At 60.2% G+C, this 15417-nt stretch carries 16 protein-coding genes; 9 read left to right on the top strand and 7 right to left on the bottom strand.

The annotated features are described in order from the left end of the window. Positions 1 to 92: 92 nt before the first annotated feature. Both ABAC402_RS32030 and ABAC402_RS32025 read right to left on the bottom strand, forming a co-directional pair. A complete protein-coding gene (locus ABAC402_RS32030; protein ID WP_023449897.1) occupies positions 93 to 497 on the bottom strand; it encodes a hypothetical protein in 405 nt (134 codons plus the stop codon). Further along, positions 494 to 1405: a hydrogen peroxide-inducible genes activator gene (locus ABAC402_RS32025; RefSeq protein WP_031235669.1), complete on the bottom strand. Its 912-nt coding sequence runs from the start codon at positions 1403 to 1405 to the stop codon at positions 494 to 496. The genes ABAC402_RS32030 and ABAC402_RS32025 overlap by 4 nt, the downstream gene beginning before the upstream one ends. A gap of 95 nt (positions 1406 to 1500) precedes the next feature. On the opposite strand from ABAC402_RS32025, the gene ABAC402_RS32020 reads away from it, so the two are divergent. From ABAC402_RS32020 to ahpF, 3 genes are all read left to right on the top strand, one after another. Further along, positions 1501 to 2025: a carboxymuconolactone decarboxylase family protein gene (locus ABAC402_RS32020; protein WP_031235668.1), complete on the top strand. Its 525-nt coding sequence runs from the start codon at positions 1501 to 1503 to the stop codon at positions 2023 to 2025. Between the two features lie 93 nt (positions 2026 to 2118). Further along, positions 2119 to 2682 carry an alkyl hydroperoxide reductase subunit C gene (gene ahpC / locus ABAC402_RS32015; protein ID WP_023449894.1) on the top strand — a complete coding sequence of 188 codons (564 nt, stop codon included), beginning with the start codon at positions 2119 to 2121 and terminating at the stop codon, positions 2680 to 2682. A gap of 254 nt (positions 2683 to 2936) precedes the next feature. Then, positions 2937 to 4526: an alkyl hydroperoxide reductase subunit F gene (gene ahpF, locus ABAC402_RS32005; RefSeq protein WP_023449892.1), complete on the top strand. Its 1590-nt coding sequence runs from the start codon at positions 2937 to 2939 to the stop codon at positions 4524 to 4526. Between the two features lie 40 nt (positions 4527 to 4566). On the opposite strand, the gene ABAC402_RS32000 is transcribed toward ahpF, so the two are convergent. Both ABAC402_RS32000 and ABAC402_RS31995 read right to left on the bottom strand, forming a co-directional pair. Beyond that, positions 4567 to 5499: a TraB/GumN family protein gene (locus tag ABAC402_RS32000; protein ID WP_023449891.1), complete on the bottom strand. Its 933-nt coding sequence runs from the start codon at positions 5497 to 5499 to the stop codon at positions 4567 to 4569. Between the two features lie 60 nt (positions 5500 to 5559). Next, a complete protein-coding gene (locus tag ABAC402_RS31995; RefSeq protein WP_023449890.1) occupies positions 5560 to 6441 on the bottom strand; it encodes a glutamate racemase in 882 nt (293 codons plus the stop codon). A gap of 218 nt (positions 6442 to 6659) precedes the next feature. Here ABAC402_RS31995 and ABAC402_RS31990 point away from each other — a divergent pair, with 218 nt between their 5' ends. Further along, positions 6660 to 8774: a M3 family metallopeptidase gene (locus tag ABAC402_RS31990; RefSeq protein ID WP_031235666.1), complete on the top strand. Its 2115-nt coding sequence runs from the start codon at positions 6660 to 6662 to the stop codon at positions 8772 to 8774. A 191-nt stretch (positions 8775 to 8965) separates the two neighbouring features. Here ABAC402_RS31990 and ABAC402_RS31985 read toward each other — a convergent pair whose 3' ends face one another. Continuing rightward, positions 8966 to 9346, bottom strand: a complete 381-nt coding sequence (locus ABAC402_RS31985) for a hypothetical protein (RefSeq protein WP_023449888.1) — start codon at positions 9344 to 9346, stop codon at positions 8966 to 8968. Between the two features lie 85 nt (positions 9347 to 9431). Further along, positions 9432 to 10241 (bottom strand): hypothetical protein, encoded by an 810-nt coding sequence (locus tag ABAC402_RS31980; protein WP_155847395.1) that lies wholly within the window; start codon positions 10239 to 10241, stop codon positions 9432 to 9434. A gap of 105 nt (positions 10242 to 10346) precedes the next feature. On the opposite strand from ABAC402_RS31980, the gene dapF reads away from it, so the two are divergent. The 5 genes from dapF to ABAC402_RS31955 all read left to right on the top strand — a co-directional run bounded on the left by dapF (position 10347) and on the right by ABAC402_RS31955 (position 14890). Continuing rightward, entirely contained in the window at positions 10347 to 11195 is an 849-nt protein-coding gene (dapF, locus tag ABAC402_RS31975) for a diaminopimelate epimerase (RefSeq protein WP_023449886.1), read from the top strand. Further along, positions 11192 to 12451 (top strand): tRNA (N(6)-L-threonylcarbamoyladenosine(37)-C(2))-methylthiotransferase MtaB, encoded by a 1260-nt coding sequence (mtaB, locus tag ABAC402_RS31970; protein WP_023449885.1) that lies wholly within the window; start codon positions 11192 to 11194, stop codon positions 12449 to 12451. The genes dapF and mtaB overlap by 4 nt, the downstream gene beginning before the upstream one ends. 99 nt (positions 12452 to 12550) lie before the next feature. Next, the gene (ftsY, locus tag ABAC402_RS31965; RefSeq protein ID WP_023449884.1) at positions 12551 to 13495 is read left to right on the top strand and encodes a signal recognition particle-docking protein FtsY; all 945 of its coding nucleotides are present in this window, start codon (positions 12551 to 12553) and stop codon (positions 13493 to 13495) included. Further along, positions 13492 to 14157 (top strand): inner membrane-spanning protein YciB, encoded by a 666-nt coding sequence (locus ABAC402_RS31960; protein ID WP_023449883.1) that lies wholly within the window; start codon positions 13492 to 13494, stop codon positions 14155 to 14157. The genes ftsY and ABAC402_RS31960 overlap by 4 nt, the downstream gene beginning before the upstream one ends. Before the next feature lie 88 nt (positions 14158 to 14245). Continuing rightward, complete coding sequence (locus ABAC402_RS31955; protein WP_023449882.1) at positions 14246 to 14890, top strand: MarR family winged helix-turn-helix transcriptional regulator; 645 nt, start codon at positions 14246 to 14248, stop codon at positions 14888 to 14890. 98 nt (positions 14891 to 14988) lie between these two features. Here ABAC402_RS31955 and ABAC402_RS31950 read toward each other — a convergent pair whose 3' ends face one another. Next, positions 14989 to 15288: a hypothetical protein gene (locus tag ABAC402_RS31950; protein ID WP_023449881.1), complete on the bottom strand. Its 300-nt coding sequence runs from the start codon at positions 15286 to 15288 to the stop codon at positions 14989 to 14991. Between the last annotated feature and the right edge of the window lie 129 nt (positions 15289 to 15417).

Below are 15417 nucleotides of genomic sequence, written 5' to 3'. Positions count from 1 at the left end.
AGAACTTTCAGAAAAAAGCCCCTCACCCGATCGCGTTCACTTCGTTCCGCTCTCGTCCTCTCCCCGCAGGCGGGGAGAGGTAAGTAATTGTTTCACTTCACTCTTTTTGCGGTGCCGTTAAAGCTGCACGTTGCGCCGTGATAGACGGAGCAGGCTTCACTCTGCGTCACAGTCAGAACATCGCCGTTCTTCCGAATACGGAAGGTACAGGCGGCGCCGTCGTCTGGCGGTAAAGCAACCTCCAACTCACTCGCCGAAATCGCCTTGCTGGGCAGACCACCGTCAGCCAGGCCGATATCGCCGGTGCAGCCGTCTGCCTCACCCTCGATCAGCACCACCCGGTGCGTCGCGTCGATACGCACCATCAGGTCACCAGCGTACCTGCCAAGCCAGGTGTCGGTCACCGGCGGCGGGGCCGAGGCCGCCGGATCTTCCGGCGCCTCGAGTTTGGGTGAACAGGCGGCCAGGGCCAGCACCAGGATCAGGGCGCGTTTCATGTTTTCAGCTTCTCCGCCAGCAGTTTGGCTTCGGCAGCACGACTCGAGCCCGTCCGCCAGATGACAACAATATCGCGGAAAGCATGGTCCGATTTCAAGGGCCTGATCGTGACGTTTTCCGCCGGTACCATGCCGGAGTCGACCGCCATGGCCGGCAGCAGCGAGAGGCCCAGACCTGACCCCACCATCTGGACCAGCGTGTTCAGCGAGGTTGCGGCAAAGCCGCCGCCGGCATAAGCCGACAGCGATTCGTTGGCGCCGGACGCGCCGGTCCAGGAACAGGCGGCCATGGCGTGGTCGCGCAGGCAGTGGCCGTCTTCCAGCAGGATCAGTTCTTCGTTCTTCAGGGCCTCCGGGGTGATGCTGGTCTCGCGGGACAGGCGGTGGTCGTGCGGCATGGCAGCGACAATCTCGTCGCGGGCGACAAAAACGTGGTCCAAGCCGGTCAGGTCGTAGGGTAGGGCAATCACCGCGGCATCGAGGGCGCCGGTCTTCAGCGCCGCGATCAGACGGGCGGTCTGGTCTTCGCGTAAGAACAGGCGAAGATCGGGAAACTCGGTGCGCAGCCGCACCAGAGCTTTGGGCAACAAAAAGGGCGCGATGGTCGGGATAACCCCCAGCCGGAACCGCCCGGTCAGGGGTTTATCGGCGCCATGGGTGGCTTCGACCAGGTCTTCCGCGCGTGCCAGGATATCTTCGGCGCGTTTCAGGGTCTCCTCGCCGATGGCGGTCAGGATGACCTGGCCGCGGGCGCGGTCGACCAGGCGGGCGCCGAGGATCTTTTCCAGTTCGGCAATGCCCGAGGACAGGGCCGGTTGCGAGACATAGGCCTTTTCAGCCGCCGCCATGAAGCTTTTGTGTTCGGCCAGCAGTTTCAGATATTGCAACTGGCGCAGGGTAGGCAGGATATGCAAGGGACTATTCTCCGTTGCCCTTGAATATGGCCTACTGGTCTATAAATTCAACTTATTCGTTGGCGGCAAACATCAAGTGGAATTTATCGATGGTGAGTGAAACCCTCTACAACCTTATCCCCGCCTATGGCCAGGACCTGATCCGCAACATGACCGTGCTGCTGGAGGAAACGATCCTGACCGAGCAGCAGCGATGGGGGATGTTTCTGTCGGGCGCCCATGCCATTGGCGTCGGTGAGGTCATCCGCCAGATTGAAGCTGCTGCGCCGTTGTCGGCTGAGGCGATTACGGCGGCCAAGGCGGCGTCAGCCATCATGGGCATGAACAACGTCTATTATCGCGCGTTGCACCTGATGCATAACCGGGAATATGCCGATCTGCGGTCGGGCCTGCGTATGAATATCCTAACGAATCCAGGCGTCGACAAGGTCGATTTCGAGCTGTGGTGTCTGGGGGTTTCGGCGATCAATGGCTGTGGTCTGTGCCTGGACAGCCACGAAAAAGTGTTGCGCAGTCACGGAGTGACGGCCGAGCAGGTTCAGGCAGCGCTGCGGATTGCGGCAACGGTGAATGCCGTTAGTGCAGTGGTGCGGGCGGAAAGTAACTATAAGTAAAATCTATAATAAAATAAAATAAAATAAACTTGCCTTATTGCTTCTCCTGGGCGATTTTCCCCCCACCACACTTCACTCAATAGGAGAAAGCCCATGGGCCTCATCAACACCACCATCAAGCCGTTCAAGGCAACCGGCTTCAAGCAAGGCAAGTTCATCGACGTCACCGACGCCGACGTAAAGGGTAAGTGGTCGATCTTTTTCTTCTACCCAGCCGACTTCACCTTCGTGTGCCCGACCGAGCTGGAAGACCTGGCCGACAACTACGAAGCCCTGCAAGGCATGAACGTCGAAGTCTACAGCGTTTCGACCGACACCCACTTCTCGCACAAGGCGTGGCACGATACTTCGCCGGCCATCGGCAAGATCAAGTACACCATGCTGGGCGATCCGTCGGGTCAGATCACCAACAACTTCGACGTCATGCGCGAAGGTATCGGTCTGGCCGACCGCGGCACTTTCCTGGTCGATCCGGACGGCGTCATCCAGTTCTGCGAAGTCACTGCCGAAGGTATCGGCCGTAACGCGTCGGAACTGCTGCGCAAGGTCAAGGCGGCCCAGTATGTCGCTTCGCACCCCGGCGAAGTCTGCCCGGCCAAGTGGGAAGAGGGTGAAAAGACACTGGCTCCGTCGCTCGACCTGGTTGGAAAAATTTAAGAGTAGCTGGAAAGTGGACCCCTCCGTCGCGGACTTCGCCTTTGGCCTTCGGCGAGCGCCGCGCCACCTCCCCATCAAGATGGGGAGGAGAAGGAAAGTTAGTTTCTCCTTCTTTCTCCTCCCTACCGAAGGTGGGGAGGGGGACCGCGAAGCGGTGGAGGGGTCCTCTTTCTACCCGATCTCATTCTCCTGATCTCCAGTTTGCGAACTGGAAATCTGGACAATGAATTTTCCCCTGACATTGGAGAACTACCATGCTGGACGCTGGTCTTAAGGCGCAGTTGAAGGGCTATCTGGAAAACCTTCGCACCCCGATCGAACTGATTGCCCATACCGATGGCGGCGCGAAGTCGCGCGAACTGGTTGAATTGCTCGAGGACATCATCGCGGCCTCCGACAAGGTCTCGCTGAGCGTCCATCAGGGCGGCGAAGGCGTGCGCGTGCCGTCGTTCGATATCGTTCGTCCGGGTTCGGATGTAGGCGTGACCTTTGCCGGTCTGCCGATGGGCCATGAGTTCACATCGCTGGTTTTGGCGCTGTTGCAGGTGGGCGGTCACCCGCCGCGGGTCGAGGCCGATGTCATCGAGCAGATCAAGGCCCTGGAGATTGAAGGCGAACTGCACTTTGAGACCTATTTCTCGCTGTCGTGCCAGAACTGCCCGGACGTCGTCCAGGCGCTGAACCTGATGAGCGTGTTGAATCCGAAGATTAAGCACACTGCCATCGACGGTGCCCTGTTCAAGGACGAGGTCGAACAACGCCAGGTCATGGCGGTGCCGAGTGTCATCCTCAACGGCGAGGTCTTCGCCCAGGGCCGCATGGGGGTAGAAGAAATTCTGGCCAAAATCGACACTGGCGCGCAGTCGCGCGAAGCCGCCAAGATCAACGCCAAACCGGCGTATGATGTACTGGTGGTTGGCGGTGGTCCGGCCGGTGCTTCGGCTGCCGTCTATGCCGCACGCAAGGGCATTCGCACCGGCGTGCTGGCCGAGCGCTTCGGCGGTCAGGTGCTCGACACGATGGGGATCGAGAACTTCATCTCCGTGCCGCATACCGAAGGTCCAAAGCTGGTGACGGCGCTGGAACAGCACGTCAAGGATTACGACGTCGACGTAATGAACCTGCAGAAAGCGGTGGCCCTTGTGCCGGCGGCAACGCCCGACGGTCTCCACGAGATCAGACTGGAGAATGGCGCAACGGTTCGGGCGCGGACTCTGGTTCTTTCAACAGGCGCACGCTGGCGGAATATGGGTGTGCCGGGTGAGACGGAGTATCGCAACAAGGGTGTGGCCTATTGCCCGCACTGCGACGGTCCGTTGTTCAAGGGCAAGCGCGTCTCGGTGATCGGCGGCGGCAACTCCGGCGTCGAGGCTGCGATCGACCTGGCTGGTCTGGCCTCGCATGTGACCTTACTGGAGTTCGCGGCGGAATTGCGAGCGGATGCAGTGCTGCAACGCAAGCTGTACAGCCTGCCGAACGTGACGGTTTTGACCAATGCCCAGACGACGCAAGTCAAGGGTGACGGTTCGAAGGTGGTCGGTTTGAGCTACAAAGACCGCATCCAGGACGTGGTACATGATATCGAGCTGGAAGGCATCTTCGTCCAGATCGGGCTTGTTCCGAATACGGAATGGCTGAAAGGAACAGTCGAGTTGTCCAAGCATGGCGAGATCGAAATCAATGCCCGCGGTGAAACCTCTATTCCGGGCGTGTTCGCGGCCGGTGACGTCACGACCGTACCGTACAAACAGATTGTCATTGCCATGGGTGAAGGGTCAAAAGCCGCTCTGTCGGCGTTTGATCACTTGATCCGGATTCCCGCCGTGACCGGCATTGCCGCGTAGAAAGAAATACCAGGAAGCGCAGCCTCCTGGTATTTCCTTCTTACGGGTTTGTCACCTCGTAGCCTTTCGCCCTTAGCCGATCGAGCGCCGCACCTTTGCGTAAGACAACTGCCAACGGAAACACGGCGACCGACTTGCCCGGTTTCTTCAGCGCTTTTTCCACGGCCGCAACGCTATCATTGACGCTGCGCTCCATCAGGGCTGAGCCCTTCGACGATCCACTCAGGCAGCGCGCCATGGCGGAGGCGGGATAGTTGGCCCGGACGGTCGCCAGATCGCCGACGGCCCAGGCCGCGGCCGCTTTTCCCGAACGGTCCATGATAAAGTCGATATCGTCGAGCGTGGCCGTGACGCAGACCTCGGTCGCCTGCGGCGTCATGGCGTTGATGTCCTTTACGATGGTACCCATGTCGTAGCTGGCCGCTGCTCTGACCGGAACGCCGGCCTGCCGGGCCAGCCGTTTGACGGTGCTGCCGGGCTCATCGTCGCTGAGGCCACGCTTCTGCATCACTTCCCGGCGCAGCCGCACCACGGCCCAAACCGGCTTATCCTTGGCGAAATCGCGGATCGAGACGCCGGAACGGCGGGCGGAGGCTTCGTAACGGCCGTAGATCTCCGGCGACAGCGCCTGCGCCAGTTTCTTGCCGTCCGGCAGACCTTTGCGGAACATCAGGCTGGTCATGTCGCCGGCGCCGGCATGGCTGGTCGCCGGCGTGATCAGGACATTGGAGCCGCGCAGGGCGTTTTCGATCCGTTTGGTGTTCCAGCGCTGTTTCTTCGGGAAGACTGGCAGAATACCCACGATGATTACCTGGGAGTCGTCGTCACTGACCCGCCACATGGCCGGTGCCACGACCATGGGGCGGGCTTTGATAATGACTTCCGGCCAGTCTTCGACCTGAGCGTCGACTTCTGCGGCGGCGTGCAGCGGCAGGCCTGCCAAGCATAGTATCAGGAACAGACGGCGGAACATGGCGGACTCGAGCAGATGGGAGGGCTTACGCTACAGAGGGAGTGTGACGCTTTTGTGAGATCAGGCCGATCGCGCCGAAGCGACGGCTGAGTCGATGGACTCAAAAGTCAGCGGCCCGCCCCAAAAGGCCTCGATCAGCATCGACTGAGATTTGGGCGCGCCCGTCGTCAGGAAGCTCCGTGCCCCCGATGATCCGAGATCATATTGCGGATGGCGCTCGACATAATCGCCCAGGGCCTTGGCGACTGAGGGAGGCTGATGGATGATCGGCGTACCGTCCGGAAGATGCTGACGGAACAGGTCGGCGACCAGTTCATAGTGGGTGCAGCCCAAGATAGCCCGGTCGGGGTACCGCCCGATGCGGATACGCAAGGACTCGACGTGGCCCTTGATCTTGGCCGACAAGGCGTCACGATCTGCGCCGTGTTCGATCATGTCGGCCAGACCGGAACAGGCTTCGGTGAAGACGGCAAGGTCCTGGCTGCGTTTGTCGATTTCGATTTCGTAGACCCGCGAGCGTGCCGTCGCCACCGTGGCAAATACGCCCACGACGTCCAGTTTCTCGATCTTGGGTCCGCGACGTTCCGCCTCGTGCTCCCATGGCAAACCAGTGGCGGCTTCTATGGTTGGCACGATGATGCCCAGGACATTGACCGGCCGCTTGCAGGTCTTGCGAAAGCCTGACAGCCAGGTTTGCTGCAAACGGCGCAACGCGACGGCGGAGGCGGTATTGCACGCCAGGACGACCAGAGAGGCGCCGGCTTCGAACAGAGTTTCGCAGCCCTGACGTGTCAGTTCGACGATCTCTTCACCGGAACGGTCGCCGTAAGGGGTATGCTTCTGGTCGGCGAGGTAGACGAAGTCCGCCTGGGGCAGCCGATTGACCAGGGCGTGGTGAATGCTTAAGCCGCCAACGCCCGAGTCGAACACGCCCATCGCCATGAAACTCTTTCCCTTCCAATCGCTTGCCGGTTGGCAAGCGCGCCATATAACGTTCTTTGGGCGCCCGAGCTTGTGCGAGGAGCCTCGCGGCGCTTAAGCCCTAAGACGTTACAAAAACTTAATTTGGCCATAACGATGGCCACTTATAGGGTCATCGCATACGCCTTTTGCAACCGGCCGTAAACGGGGTTTTGCAGTCGGTTTTCACGGAGTTTTTCATGTCCGAACCTAACATCGATCGTCGAACCACACTGGGTCTGATGGCCGCGACGGTACTGTCTTCGGCCGCCGCGCCAGTATGGGCGCAAGATGGCACGGCCCTTAGTCTGACCGGCGAGTGGACCGGTCCTTATGGCGGGGTCCCGCCATTCGACAATGTCGATATCAACCAGTTCGAAGCCGCCTATAACGCTGCCATGGCATCGCAGCGCCGGGAAATTGCCGTGATCGTCAAGAATCCGGAACCGGCGACCTTCGACAATACCATCCTGCCCTATGAGCGGTCGGGCAAGGCGCTGGGCAGGGTCGGAACAATCTACGGCATCTGGAACGGCAATCTGGCGACGCCGGAATTGCAGGCCATGGGCAAGACCATCCAGCCCAAGCTGGCGGCGTTTTCCGACGAGATCATCCAGGACCCCAAGCTGTTCGAACGCATCAAGTCGGTGTGGGACAACAAGGCGAAGTTCAATCTGACACCGGAGCAGGATCGTCTGTTGTGGCAGTATTACACGAACTTCGTCCGGGCCGGTGCAGCTCTGTCGCCCAAGGCCAAGACGCGGGTGGCAGCGATCAACAAGGAACTGTCGCTGCTGTTCAAGACCTTCTCGGACAATCTGCTGCATGATGAGGAGCAGGTCCTGGTGGTGTCCGAGGCCGAACTGGCGGGCCTGCCGGACGGTTTGAAGGCGTCGATGAAGCTGCCTGGGGGCGGTTACGGCATCGCCAATACGCGCTCGGCGATGGAGCCGGTGACGACCTTCTGCACTAACCGGGCAGTGCGCGAAAAGGTATGGCGGGCCTATGTCAATCGCGGCGACAATGGCGATCAGTGGGACAACAACGCCATTATCTCCAAGATCCTGAAGCTGCGTTTCGAGCGGGCGCAATTGCGCGGCTATGAGACACACGCCCATTGGCGGCTGGAAAACGCCATGGCCAAGACGCCGGCCAATGCCATGGCGCTGATGGAGGCGGTGTGGGGGCCGGCCGTGGCCCGCGTCAGGGAAGAGGTCGCCGATATGCAGGCGGTGGCCGATAAGGAAGGGGCCGGGATAACCATCGAGCCGTGGGACTACCGCTTCTATGCCGAGAAGGTGCGTAAAGAGCGCTATGATCTCGATGAAAATGAGGTCAAGCCGTACCTGCAAATGGAAAAACTGCGCGACGGCATGATCTGGGCTGCCGGTCAGATCTACGGTTTCGAGTTTCTGCCGGTAAGCGATGTGCCGGTGTTCCACGAAGATGTGAAGGTATGGAAGGTCAGCAAGGCCGGTGCCCCGGTCGGGTTGTTCTATTTCGACCCCTATGCGCGCAAGGGCAAGCGGTCGGGCGCGTGGATGAACGCCTATCGCTCGCAGCAGCGGATGGACGGGAAAGAGATCCTGACGCTGGTGTCGAACAATTCCAACTTCATCAAGGCGGCGCCGGGTGAGCCGATTCTGATTTCCTGGGATGACGCATCGACTCTGTTCCATGAATTCGGCCATGCCATTCATGGCCTGTCGTCGAACGTGACCTATCCATCGTTGGCGGGGACCAATGTGGCGCGCGACTATGTCGAGTTTCCGTCGCAGCTCAACGAACATTGGTTGTCGACCAAGGAGGTGCTGAGCCGGTTCGCGCTGCATTATGAGACGGGTGAGCCGATGCCGGCGTCTCTGCTGGCCAAGATCGAAAAGGCCGACACGTTCAATCAGGGTTTCTCGACAGTCGAATATCTGGCGTCGGCGCTTATTGATATGAAGCTGCACCTGGCCGGTGGGGCGGATATCGATGCGGATGCTTTCGAGCGTGAAGAACTGACGAAGCTGGGCATGCCGAAGGAGATTGTCATGCGCCACCGCACGCCGCAGTTCGGGCATGTCTTCTCATCGGACGGCTATTCGGCGGGCTATTATAGCTATCTGTGGTCGGACACCTTGACGGCTGATTGCGCTGAAGCGTTCACCGAGGCCGGCGGGTTCTACGATAAGGCGGTGGCAGATCGGTTGCAGGCGCATGTGCTGAGCGTTGGGAATACGGTCGATCCGGCGGACGGATATCGCGCGTTCCGCGGACGCGATCCGAATCGGGATGCGCTGATGCGTAAGAGAGGGTTTCCTGTAAAATAATGGGGTGAGGAGCGCCGCTTTACCCTCTTCGGGCAAAGCGGATGAGATTGACCCTGTGGGTCGATTTCCGCGACGGGCAGGGTTCCGCTACCCAACCTCTTTTCTTCTTCCTTTCCCGACCTCGCCTCTCTTGGGGCGAAGATCAGGAAAGGAAAGAGGGAAGACTTGGGGCCCCAAACCCCAAACCCCGTTCAGTTCTGGCTGGATGCCCGCGCTTTCGCGATCTCCGCCGCCAACGCATCATTGTAGGCTTCCAACTGTCCGGCGGGCGCAAAGGCGGCCCAGTCGGGATGGTTCAGCCGTCCAATAAAGCGGCCCGTGCAGGGAATCCGATAGTCGTTCAGGTAAAGCACCGGGTTCAGTGCCGCCTTACGGTCATCGCCGGCCTGAAGCGCCGCGCGGGCCTTGTCGAGATTGCTGCCGATCGCCATGCTCTGATTCTTTACCCCTTTTTCAACTTCCTTTTTGATGTTGGCAAAGGGGTTGAACAAGGGCGCCATCGGCAGGCCCGCCGGCTTGAATGACAGATCCCCAAGATAGGCGACGTCACCATCGCGGACTTCGAAGGTCACGGTGCCCAGGCAGAAATTGACCGTTTCTACGCTTTCGAGGGCGTATTGGCCGGCCGGGATGACAAAGGTGCTGTAACGCGGCGTATCAACCGGGCCCTTCAGGGTTGGGTCCTTGATACCGCGGCCGGTGGCAAAAGGCTGACACTACAAAGGAGGGCGCCGGCTGGACCAGAGAGTTGAAGGTTCCGGAGGTGGTCACCCGCCGGAAGACGAAAACGCCGTTTCCAATCAGGGCTTTGTCGGCCAGTCGCGCCGACACGACGACAACCGCCATGCCCGGCGCGGGCCGAGCCTGCTCTCCCGGTGCCAGTCGGGTGATGGGCTGGGGCGGCAGTGGCCCGAAATCCGCCACCGCTTTTGCCGTCACCGCCGGCATGGGGTAAACGGTCGGCTGTAAAGTCGCATCGTAATAGTTGCTGAAGCCCGTATCCTTTGACGGTTTGCCGGCCAACGGCGTGGCAGCAGAGACATAATCGGCAAAGCCGGCATCTGGCAGGGCGTGCAGTTTCGCCAGTCCTGCGGCGTCCAGCCGATAGTGCTGATAACCCAGAGAGGTCATGCAATCGCGATGTTCCGTAACGGTAAGGCCCCGGGCATAGCTCGCGTCCTGCGCCGCGATGATGCCCTTGCCGATGCCGGCGCCAATTGCACCGGCCACCGGGTCACTGGTGTGAACATAGACGTTGGGCGTTGGCGTCGGGGCGGTTCGAACCTGATAGACCCGGCCGGCTTCGAACTTGCAGACCGCGAGATCGGCCTCGATGCGCCGCTGTTCGACGCCCGGCCGGGCAAAGAAACCGTCCTTGTCGATCCACGGTGCCGTATTGTCTTGCGCCTGGGTCGCTGTTGTCACGCCGGTAAGCGCCAGGATGGCTAAAATCAGTTTTGCTTTCATGTTGCTGCCCCCGCAAGCTGCCTGCAGATCAGGCTTTTGCAAATCCATAGACAATTTTCAGGTCAACGCCTACATTTAACAGCGATTTGGTCTATATAACGCCTTATGAGCCGCCCGTTCCTCAAGATGAACGGCCTCGGTAACGATTTTCTCGTCGTCGATGCCCGCGAAACCGCCTTCCAGCCCGCCCCGGACCAGATTCGGGCGTGGAGCAACCGCGTCTCCGGCATCGGCTTCGACCAGCTCATCGCCATCGAGGGCTCCCGCGACGGTGACGCTTTCATGCGTGTGTGGAACGCCGACGGCGGCGGCGTCGAAACCTGTGGCAACGCCTTGCGCTGCGTCGCCTGGTATCTCAACCGTGACGCCAGCGATAAAACCTTGAAAATCGACACCCTGGGCGGCCCCACCAAAGCCCGCGTCCTGCGCGCTGACGCCAGGACCGGCACGGCCAGTGTCGACATGGGCAAGCCCGGCCTCGACTGGCGCGACATTCCCCTCTCCGAAGAGATGAACACCGCCAGGCTGGAACTGAAAGTCGGACCCTATGACGCGCCGCTTTATCACACGCCCGTCGCCGTCAGCATGGGCAACCCCCACTGCGTCTTTTTCGTCGACGATATCGCTACCGTCGATGTCAAGGCCACAGGCAGCCTGATCGAACACCATCCGCTCTTTCCGGAAAGCGTCAACGTCGAATTCGCCCAGGTCCTCGACAAGGACAACATTCGCATGCGTGTGTGGGAACGCGGCGCCGGCATCACCCAGGCCTGTGGCACCGGCGCCTGCGCTACCCTGGTGGCTGCCGTCCGCCGCGGCCTGACCGGCCGCTCCGCCACCGTCCATATGGACGGGGGCCCGCTGCACATCGTCTGGGCTGAGAACGAAAACCCCCTCCTGGGGCATGTCATCATGACCGGCCCGGTCGAAGTCGAGTTCGAGGGCACGCTTTGACCGGCAAGGATGCGTCCGTTGAGGTAGTCACTTTTGGCTGCCGGCTGAATTCTTACGAGAGCGAGGTCATCCGCAAAACGGCCGCCGACGATGGGCTGTCCGGCGCTATCATCTTCAACACCTGCGCGGTGACCGGCGAAGCCGTTCGCCAGGCGCGCCAGGCTATCCGCCGGGCGCGCAAGGAAAACCCGGACAAGCGACTGATCGTTACGGGCTGCGCCGCTCAGACCGATCCTGACACCTTCGCCAATATGTCGGAAGTCGACTACGTCATCGGCAATGCCGACAAGCAAAAGTCTGGCGCCTACCGCTTGACGGCCGACAGCGCCAGAGTTGTCGTCAACGACGTGTTCAGCGTCCGCGAAACCGCTGGCCACCTGATTGACGGTTTGAAGGACCGCGCCCGCGCCTTTGTCGAGGTCCAGAACGGCTGCGACCATCGTTGCACCTTCTGTATTATCCCCTACGGGCGTGGCAATTCACGCTCGGCCGCTGCCGGAGACGTCGTCGCCCAGACCCAGCGCCTGGTCGCCGAAGGCTATAATGAAATCGTCCTGACCGGCGTCGACCTGACCTCCTGGGGCAACGACCTCCCGGGTCAACCGCAACTGGGCCACCTCGTCACCCGTATCCTCAAGCTTGTTCCCGATCTCAAGCGCCTGCGCCTGTCGTCGATCGATGCTGCTGAAATCGATGATGCGCTGTTGCGCGCTTTTGCTGAGGAAGAACGCCTGGCGCCCTATCTTCACCTCAGCCTTCAGCATGGTGACGATTTGATCCTGAAGCGGATGAAACGTCGCCATTTGCGTGGCGACGCCGTTGCCCTGGTCGAAAAGGTCCGGAGTATTCGCCCGGACATCGCCTTCGGCGCTGATATGATCGCGGGCTTCCCGACAGAAACCGAAGCGCATTTCGACAATGCCGTATCGCTGGTCGATGCCTGCGGCCTGTCCTATGTCCACGTTTTTCCGTACTCGCCGCGGCCGCAGACGCCCGCCGCCAAAATGCCGCAACTGTCGCGCCAGCTGATCAAGGAGCGCGCCGCCCGCTTGCGCGCCAAGGCCCTTGAAGCCCTGCACAGCCATCTGGCCCGTCAGGCCGGCCGAACCCTGTCGTGCGTCATCGAAAAGCCCGGCTTTGCCCGCGCCGCCGACTTCACCGAGGTGGTCTTCGCGGGGGAGGCTATGGTCGGCGGGATCAGCGATATAGCCATTACGGGCCATGACGGCAAACATGCTATTGGCGCACTTGTTTAATTTAGACGCGCATCTTTATCCAGGAACGGGGGGGCGCCCGTGCGGTGCGTCACGCTTTTTGGGATGCGCTTTGGTCCAAAACACGGTACGGCAGTCGGCATGACGCAGGACAAGAAAAAAGGCTGGTTCGAACGCCTGACCCATGGGTTGTCGCGGACCTCGCAGAACCTGACCGAACAGGTCACCCAGGTGTTTTCCCAGAAGGAGTCGCTGAGTGACGCCGATCTGGAAGCGCTGGAAGATCTGCTGATCGAGAGTGATCTGGGGCCGCAGATTTCCGCCAATATCTCGGCCAAGATGGCCCAGGCCAAGTTTTCATCCAGCAAGGATTCGACGGCAGTTCGTGAGGCCCTGGCCAGTGCCCTGGCGGAAGAACTGGTCAATCATGAGGGCGTTTTCGAACCCTTGGGCGGCCCCAAGCCGTACATCGTGCTGTTTGTCGGGGTGAACGGATCGGGCAAGACCACGACGCTCGGCAAGATCGCCGCCTCACTGACCGCCAAGGGCGCCAAGGTACTGATCGTCGCCGGCGATACCTTCCGGGCGGCGGCCGTGGAGCAGCTCAAAGTGTGGTCCGAGCGTGCCAGGGCTGACTTTATGGGCCGCAAGACCGGCGCCGATGCGGCCGGGCTGGCCTATGACTCGGTGGTGAAGGCCAAGGAAGAGGGCTACGACGTCGTCCTGATCGATACCGCCGGCCGGTTGCAGAACAAGCAGGCGCTGATGGATGAACTGTTGAAGATCGTCCGTGTCATCAAGCGCGTCGATCCGGAGGCGCCGCATGAGACCCTGCTGGTGCTCGACGCCACGGTGGGACGCAACGCACTGAGCCAGGAACAGATTTTTGGCCGTCAGGCGTTTGTCTCGGGTCTGGTGATGACGAAGCTGGATGGCACGGCGCGCGGCGGCATTCTAATCCCCATCGCCAAGGCCTCCGACGCGCCGATCAAGCTGATCGGGGTGGGAGAGGATATCGAAGACTTGCAGGCCTTTAAGGCCCGTGATTTTGCCCGCTCGATGGTGGGCCTGGAGCCACAAGCATGACGCAAGACCCCAAACCCCTCGAGACCGCACTGAAGGCTGATCCGGAACTGGCGTTGAAGCCCACTGAGAAGAAACAGAACTGGATCAAGATCGGCGTCGACTATGGGCCCTTGATTGCTTTTGGTTGCACTTTCTTCGTCGTCAAGATGTTGAAGCTGGCGGCGGATCCCCTGCCGTTGGTCTATGCGTCAGCCGTATTGGCCATAGGCTCAGTTATTGCCCTGATCGTGGGGTTTGTCGCGGAAAAGCGTCTTGCCTGGATCCCGCTGTCGGCGGCGGCCATTGGGATTCCCTTCGCTATCCTTACGGTGGTGTTCAAGGACCCGATGTTCGTCAAGGTCAAGATGACCATCGTCAATGTTCTGATAGCCAGCGTCCTGCTCGGCGGTCTGGCGCTAAAAAAGCAACCTCTGAAGGCTCTGGTGGGTGAGGCATTGAAGCTGAAGGATGACGCCTGGCCAAAGCTTACCTTGTATTACGCCCTGTTTTATCTGGCCATGGCCGGCGTGAACGAAGCAATTTGGCGGACCCAGACCGACAGCGTCTGGACGACGTGGAAGCTGTTCTCACTGATCGGGGGGCCGATCCTCTTCTCCCTCGCGCTCTTCCCTTTCCTGATGAAAAATATGATCCAGCCCGATGAGAAGGCGTCGGATAACTGACAAACTGTTCCGCGTACGGAGCTTTGTCTCAAATCTGCCACATAGTTGTGAGAAAACGTCAGGACACAATTCAGCACGAGGATGTTGCATGAAGAAGTCCAAGCATACCGAAGCGCCGGTGTCGAAGTCGACGCTCGAAGGCTCACCCGCACATCTTCTTCACCGGGTTTTGCAGATCGCTCTCGACATATATAACGAGACGGCGGGTGAAGGTGCCCTGACGCAGCGCCAATATGCCGTTCTGACGGCTCTGGACGGCAGCGAGGGCTTGTCCCAGACCGACCTTGTCAAAATCACCGGCATCGACCGCTCCACCCTGGCCGACCTGGTGGCGCGGATGATCACCAAGGAACTGCTGGTGCGTGAGCGCTCTGCAACCGATGCCCGTGCTAATCTGGTGCAACTGGCTCCGGCCGGCAAAACGGCGCTGGACGATATGCAACCGCGTGTTCTGTTGGCGGACGAAAAGATCCTCAGTCTCCTGTCACCACCCAAGCGCGACAGTTTCGTCAAGCTGCTGCGTAAGATCACCTCGGCGCGCGAGGCCGAGTTGTCGGGCGAAGCTCCGGTCAGCAAGGACAAGCCTGAAAAAAAGCTCGAAAAGAAAAAGAAAAAGCACAAGCTCAGCGCCAAGAAGCTCAAAAAGCTGCCAATGCCGCTACTATCGGATGGTGCGTCCGAAGCCGTCGCCGGCGAAGACTTGGTTCATGCTCCCGTGACGGAGCAGGTTTAGATTGCATCCCGACAAGTGTGACGCACTTTTCGGATCATGATGCGCGACAAAACAAGAAATTAGAGCGGTTTTTTGATTCCGTCAAAACGCCTTCAGCTCTATATCACGATGTTCAGATAAGACCCTGGCCGCTTGGGCGGCTGGGTGCCGTCCTGGTCCGTTGCCGCGGGAGCCGCGTTTATGTGCGGCGTCGCCCTGGCAACCTCGGCCGCTGTATAGGTTGCCGGCGTGATCTTTGCTTGGGTGACCTGCTGAAAGAAGGCCTTCTGCGCCTGCAAGGCCGTGGTGAAGGCGCCGCCTTGCGCAGGTGTCTGGGCAGCCGGTTGCGCCGCCGGACGGGCTTGGGTGGCCTGAGGGTTCAGCATCTGGGCAAGGGAAGGGCGAATCGGAGTCGTCATGACTGCGATCTTAGGTAAATCAGGTAGCTATTTGGTTAACGGCAATTAAGATCGGTTAATTCATAAGGCAAGCCCGCGTCTTTTGCCTGAGGCACAAGCACCAGCCAAAAACCCGACTTGCCGGCATAG

Origin of the sequence: Asticcacaulis sp. AC402, assembly GCF_000495835.1 — a bacterium.
Lineage (GTDB): Bacteria > Pseudomonadota > Alphaproteobacteria > Caulobacterales > Caulobacteraceae > Asticcacaulis.
The sequence above is the reverse complement of the archived record's forward strand: the minus strand, read 5'-3'. Positions and strand labels throughout refer to the sequence as shown.

What these genes read in the sequence shown, in the direction of transcription:
- dapF (WP_023449886.1), top strand. Translation starts at nt 10,347, where the DNA reads ATGAGCCGCCCGTTCCTCAAGATGAACGGCCTCGGTAACGATTTTCTC.
- ABAC402_RS31995 (WP_023449890.1), bottom strand. Translation starts at nt 6,441, where the DNA reads ATGGCGATGGGCGTGTTCGACTCGGGCGTTGGCGGCTTAAGCATTCAC.
- ABAC402_RS31950 (WP_023449881.1), bottom strand. Translation starts at nt 15,288, where the DNA reads ATGACGACTCCGATTCGCCCTTCCCTTGCCCAGATGCTGAACCCTCAG.
- ABAC402_RS32020 (WP_031235668.1), top strand. Translation starts at nt 1,501, where the DNA reads ATGGTGAGTGAAACCCTCTACAACCTTATCCCCGCCTATGGCCAGGAC.
- ABAC402_RS31990 (WP_031235666.1), top strand. Translation starts at nt 6,660, where the DNA reads ATGTCCGAACCTAACATCGATCGTCGAACCACACTGGGTCTGATGGCC.
- ABAC402_RS32000 (WP_023449891.1), bottom strand. Translation starts at nt 5,499, where the DNA reads ATGTTCCGCCGTCTGTTCCTGATACTATGCTTGGCAGGCCTGCCGCTG.
- ABAC402_RS32030 (WP_023449897.1), bottom strand. Translation starts at nt 497, where the DNA reads ATGAAACGCGCCCTGATCCTGGTGCTGGCCCTGGCCGCCTGTTCACCC.
- ahpC (WP_023449894.1), top strand. Translation starts at nt 2,119, where the DNA reads ATGGGCCTCATCAACACCACCATCAAGCCGTTCAAGGCAACCGGCTTC.
- ABAC402_RS31955 (WP_023449882.1), top strand. Translation starts at nt 14,246, where the DNA reads ATGAAGAAGTCCAAGCATACCGAAGCGCCGGTGTCGAAGTCGACGCTC.
- ftsY (WP_023449884.1), top strand. Translation starts at nt 12,551, where the DNA reads ATGACGCAGGACAAGAAAAAAGGCTGGTTCGAACGCCTGACCCATGGG.
- ABAC402_RS31980 (WP_155847395.1), bottom strand. Translation starts at nt 10,241, where the DNA reads ATGAAAGCAAAACTGATTTTAGCCATCCTGGCGCTTACCGGCGTGACA.
- ahpF (WP_023449892.1), top strand. Translation starts at nt 2,937, where the DNA reads ATGCTGGACGCTGGTCTTAAGGCGCAGTTGAAGGGCTATCTGGAAAAC.
- ABAC402_RS31960 (WP_023449883.1), top strand. Translation starts at nt 13,492, where the DNA reads ATGACGCAAGACCCCAAACCCCTCGAGACCGCACTGAAGGCTGATCCG.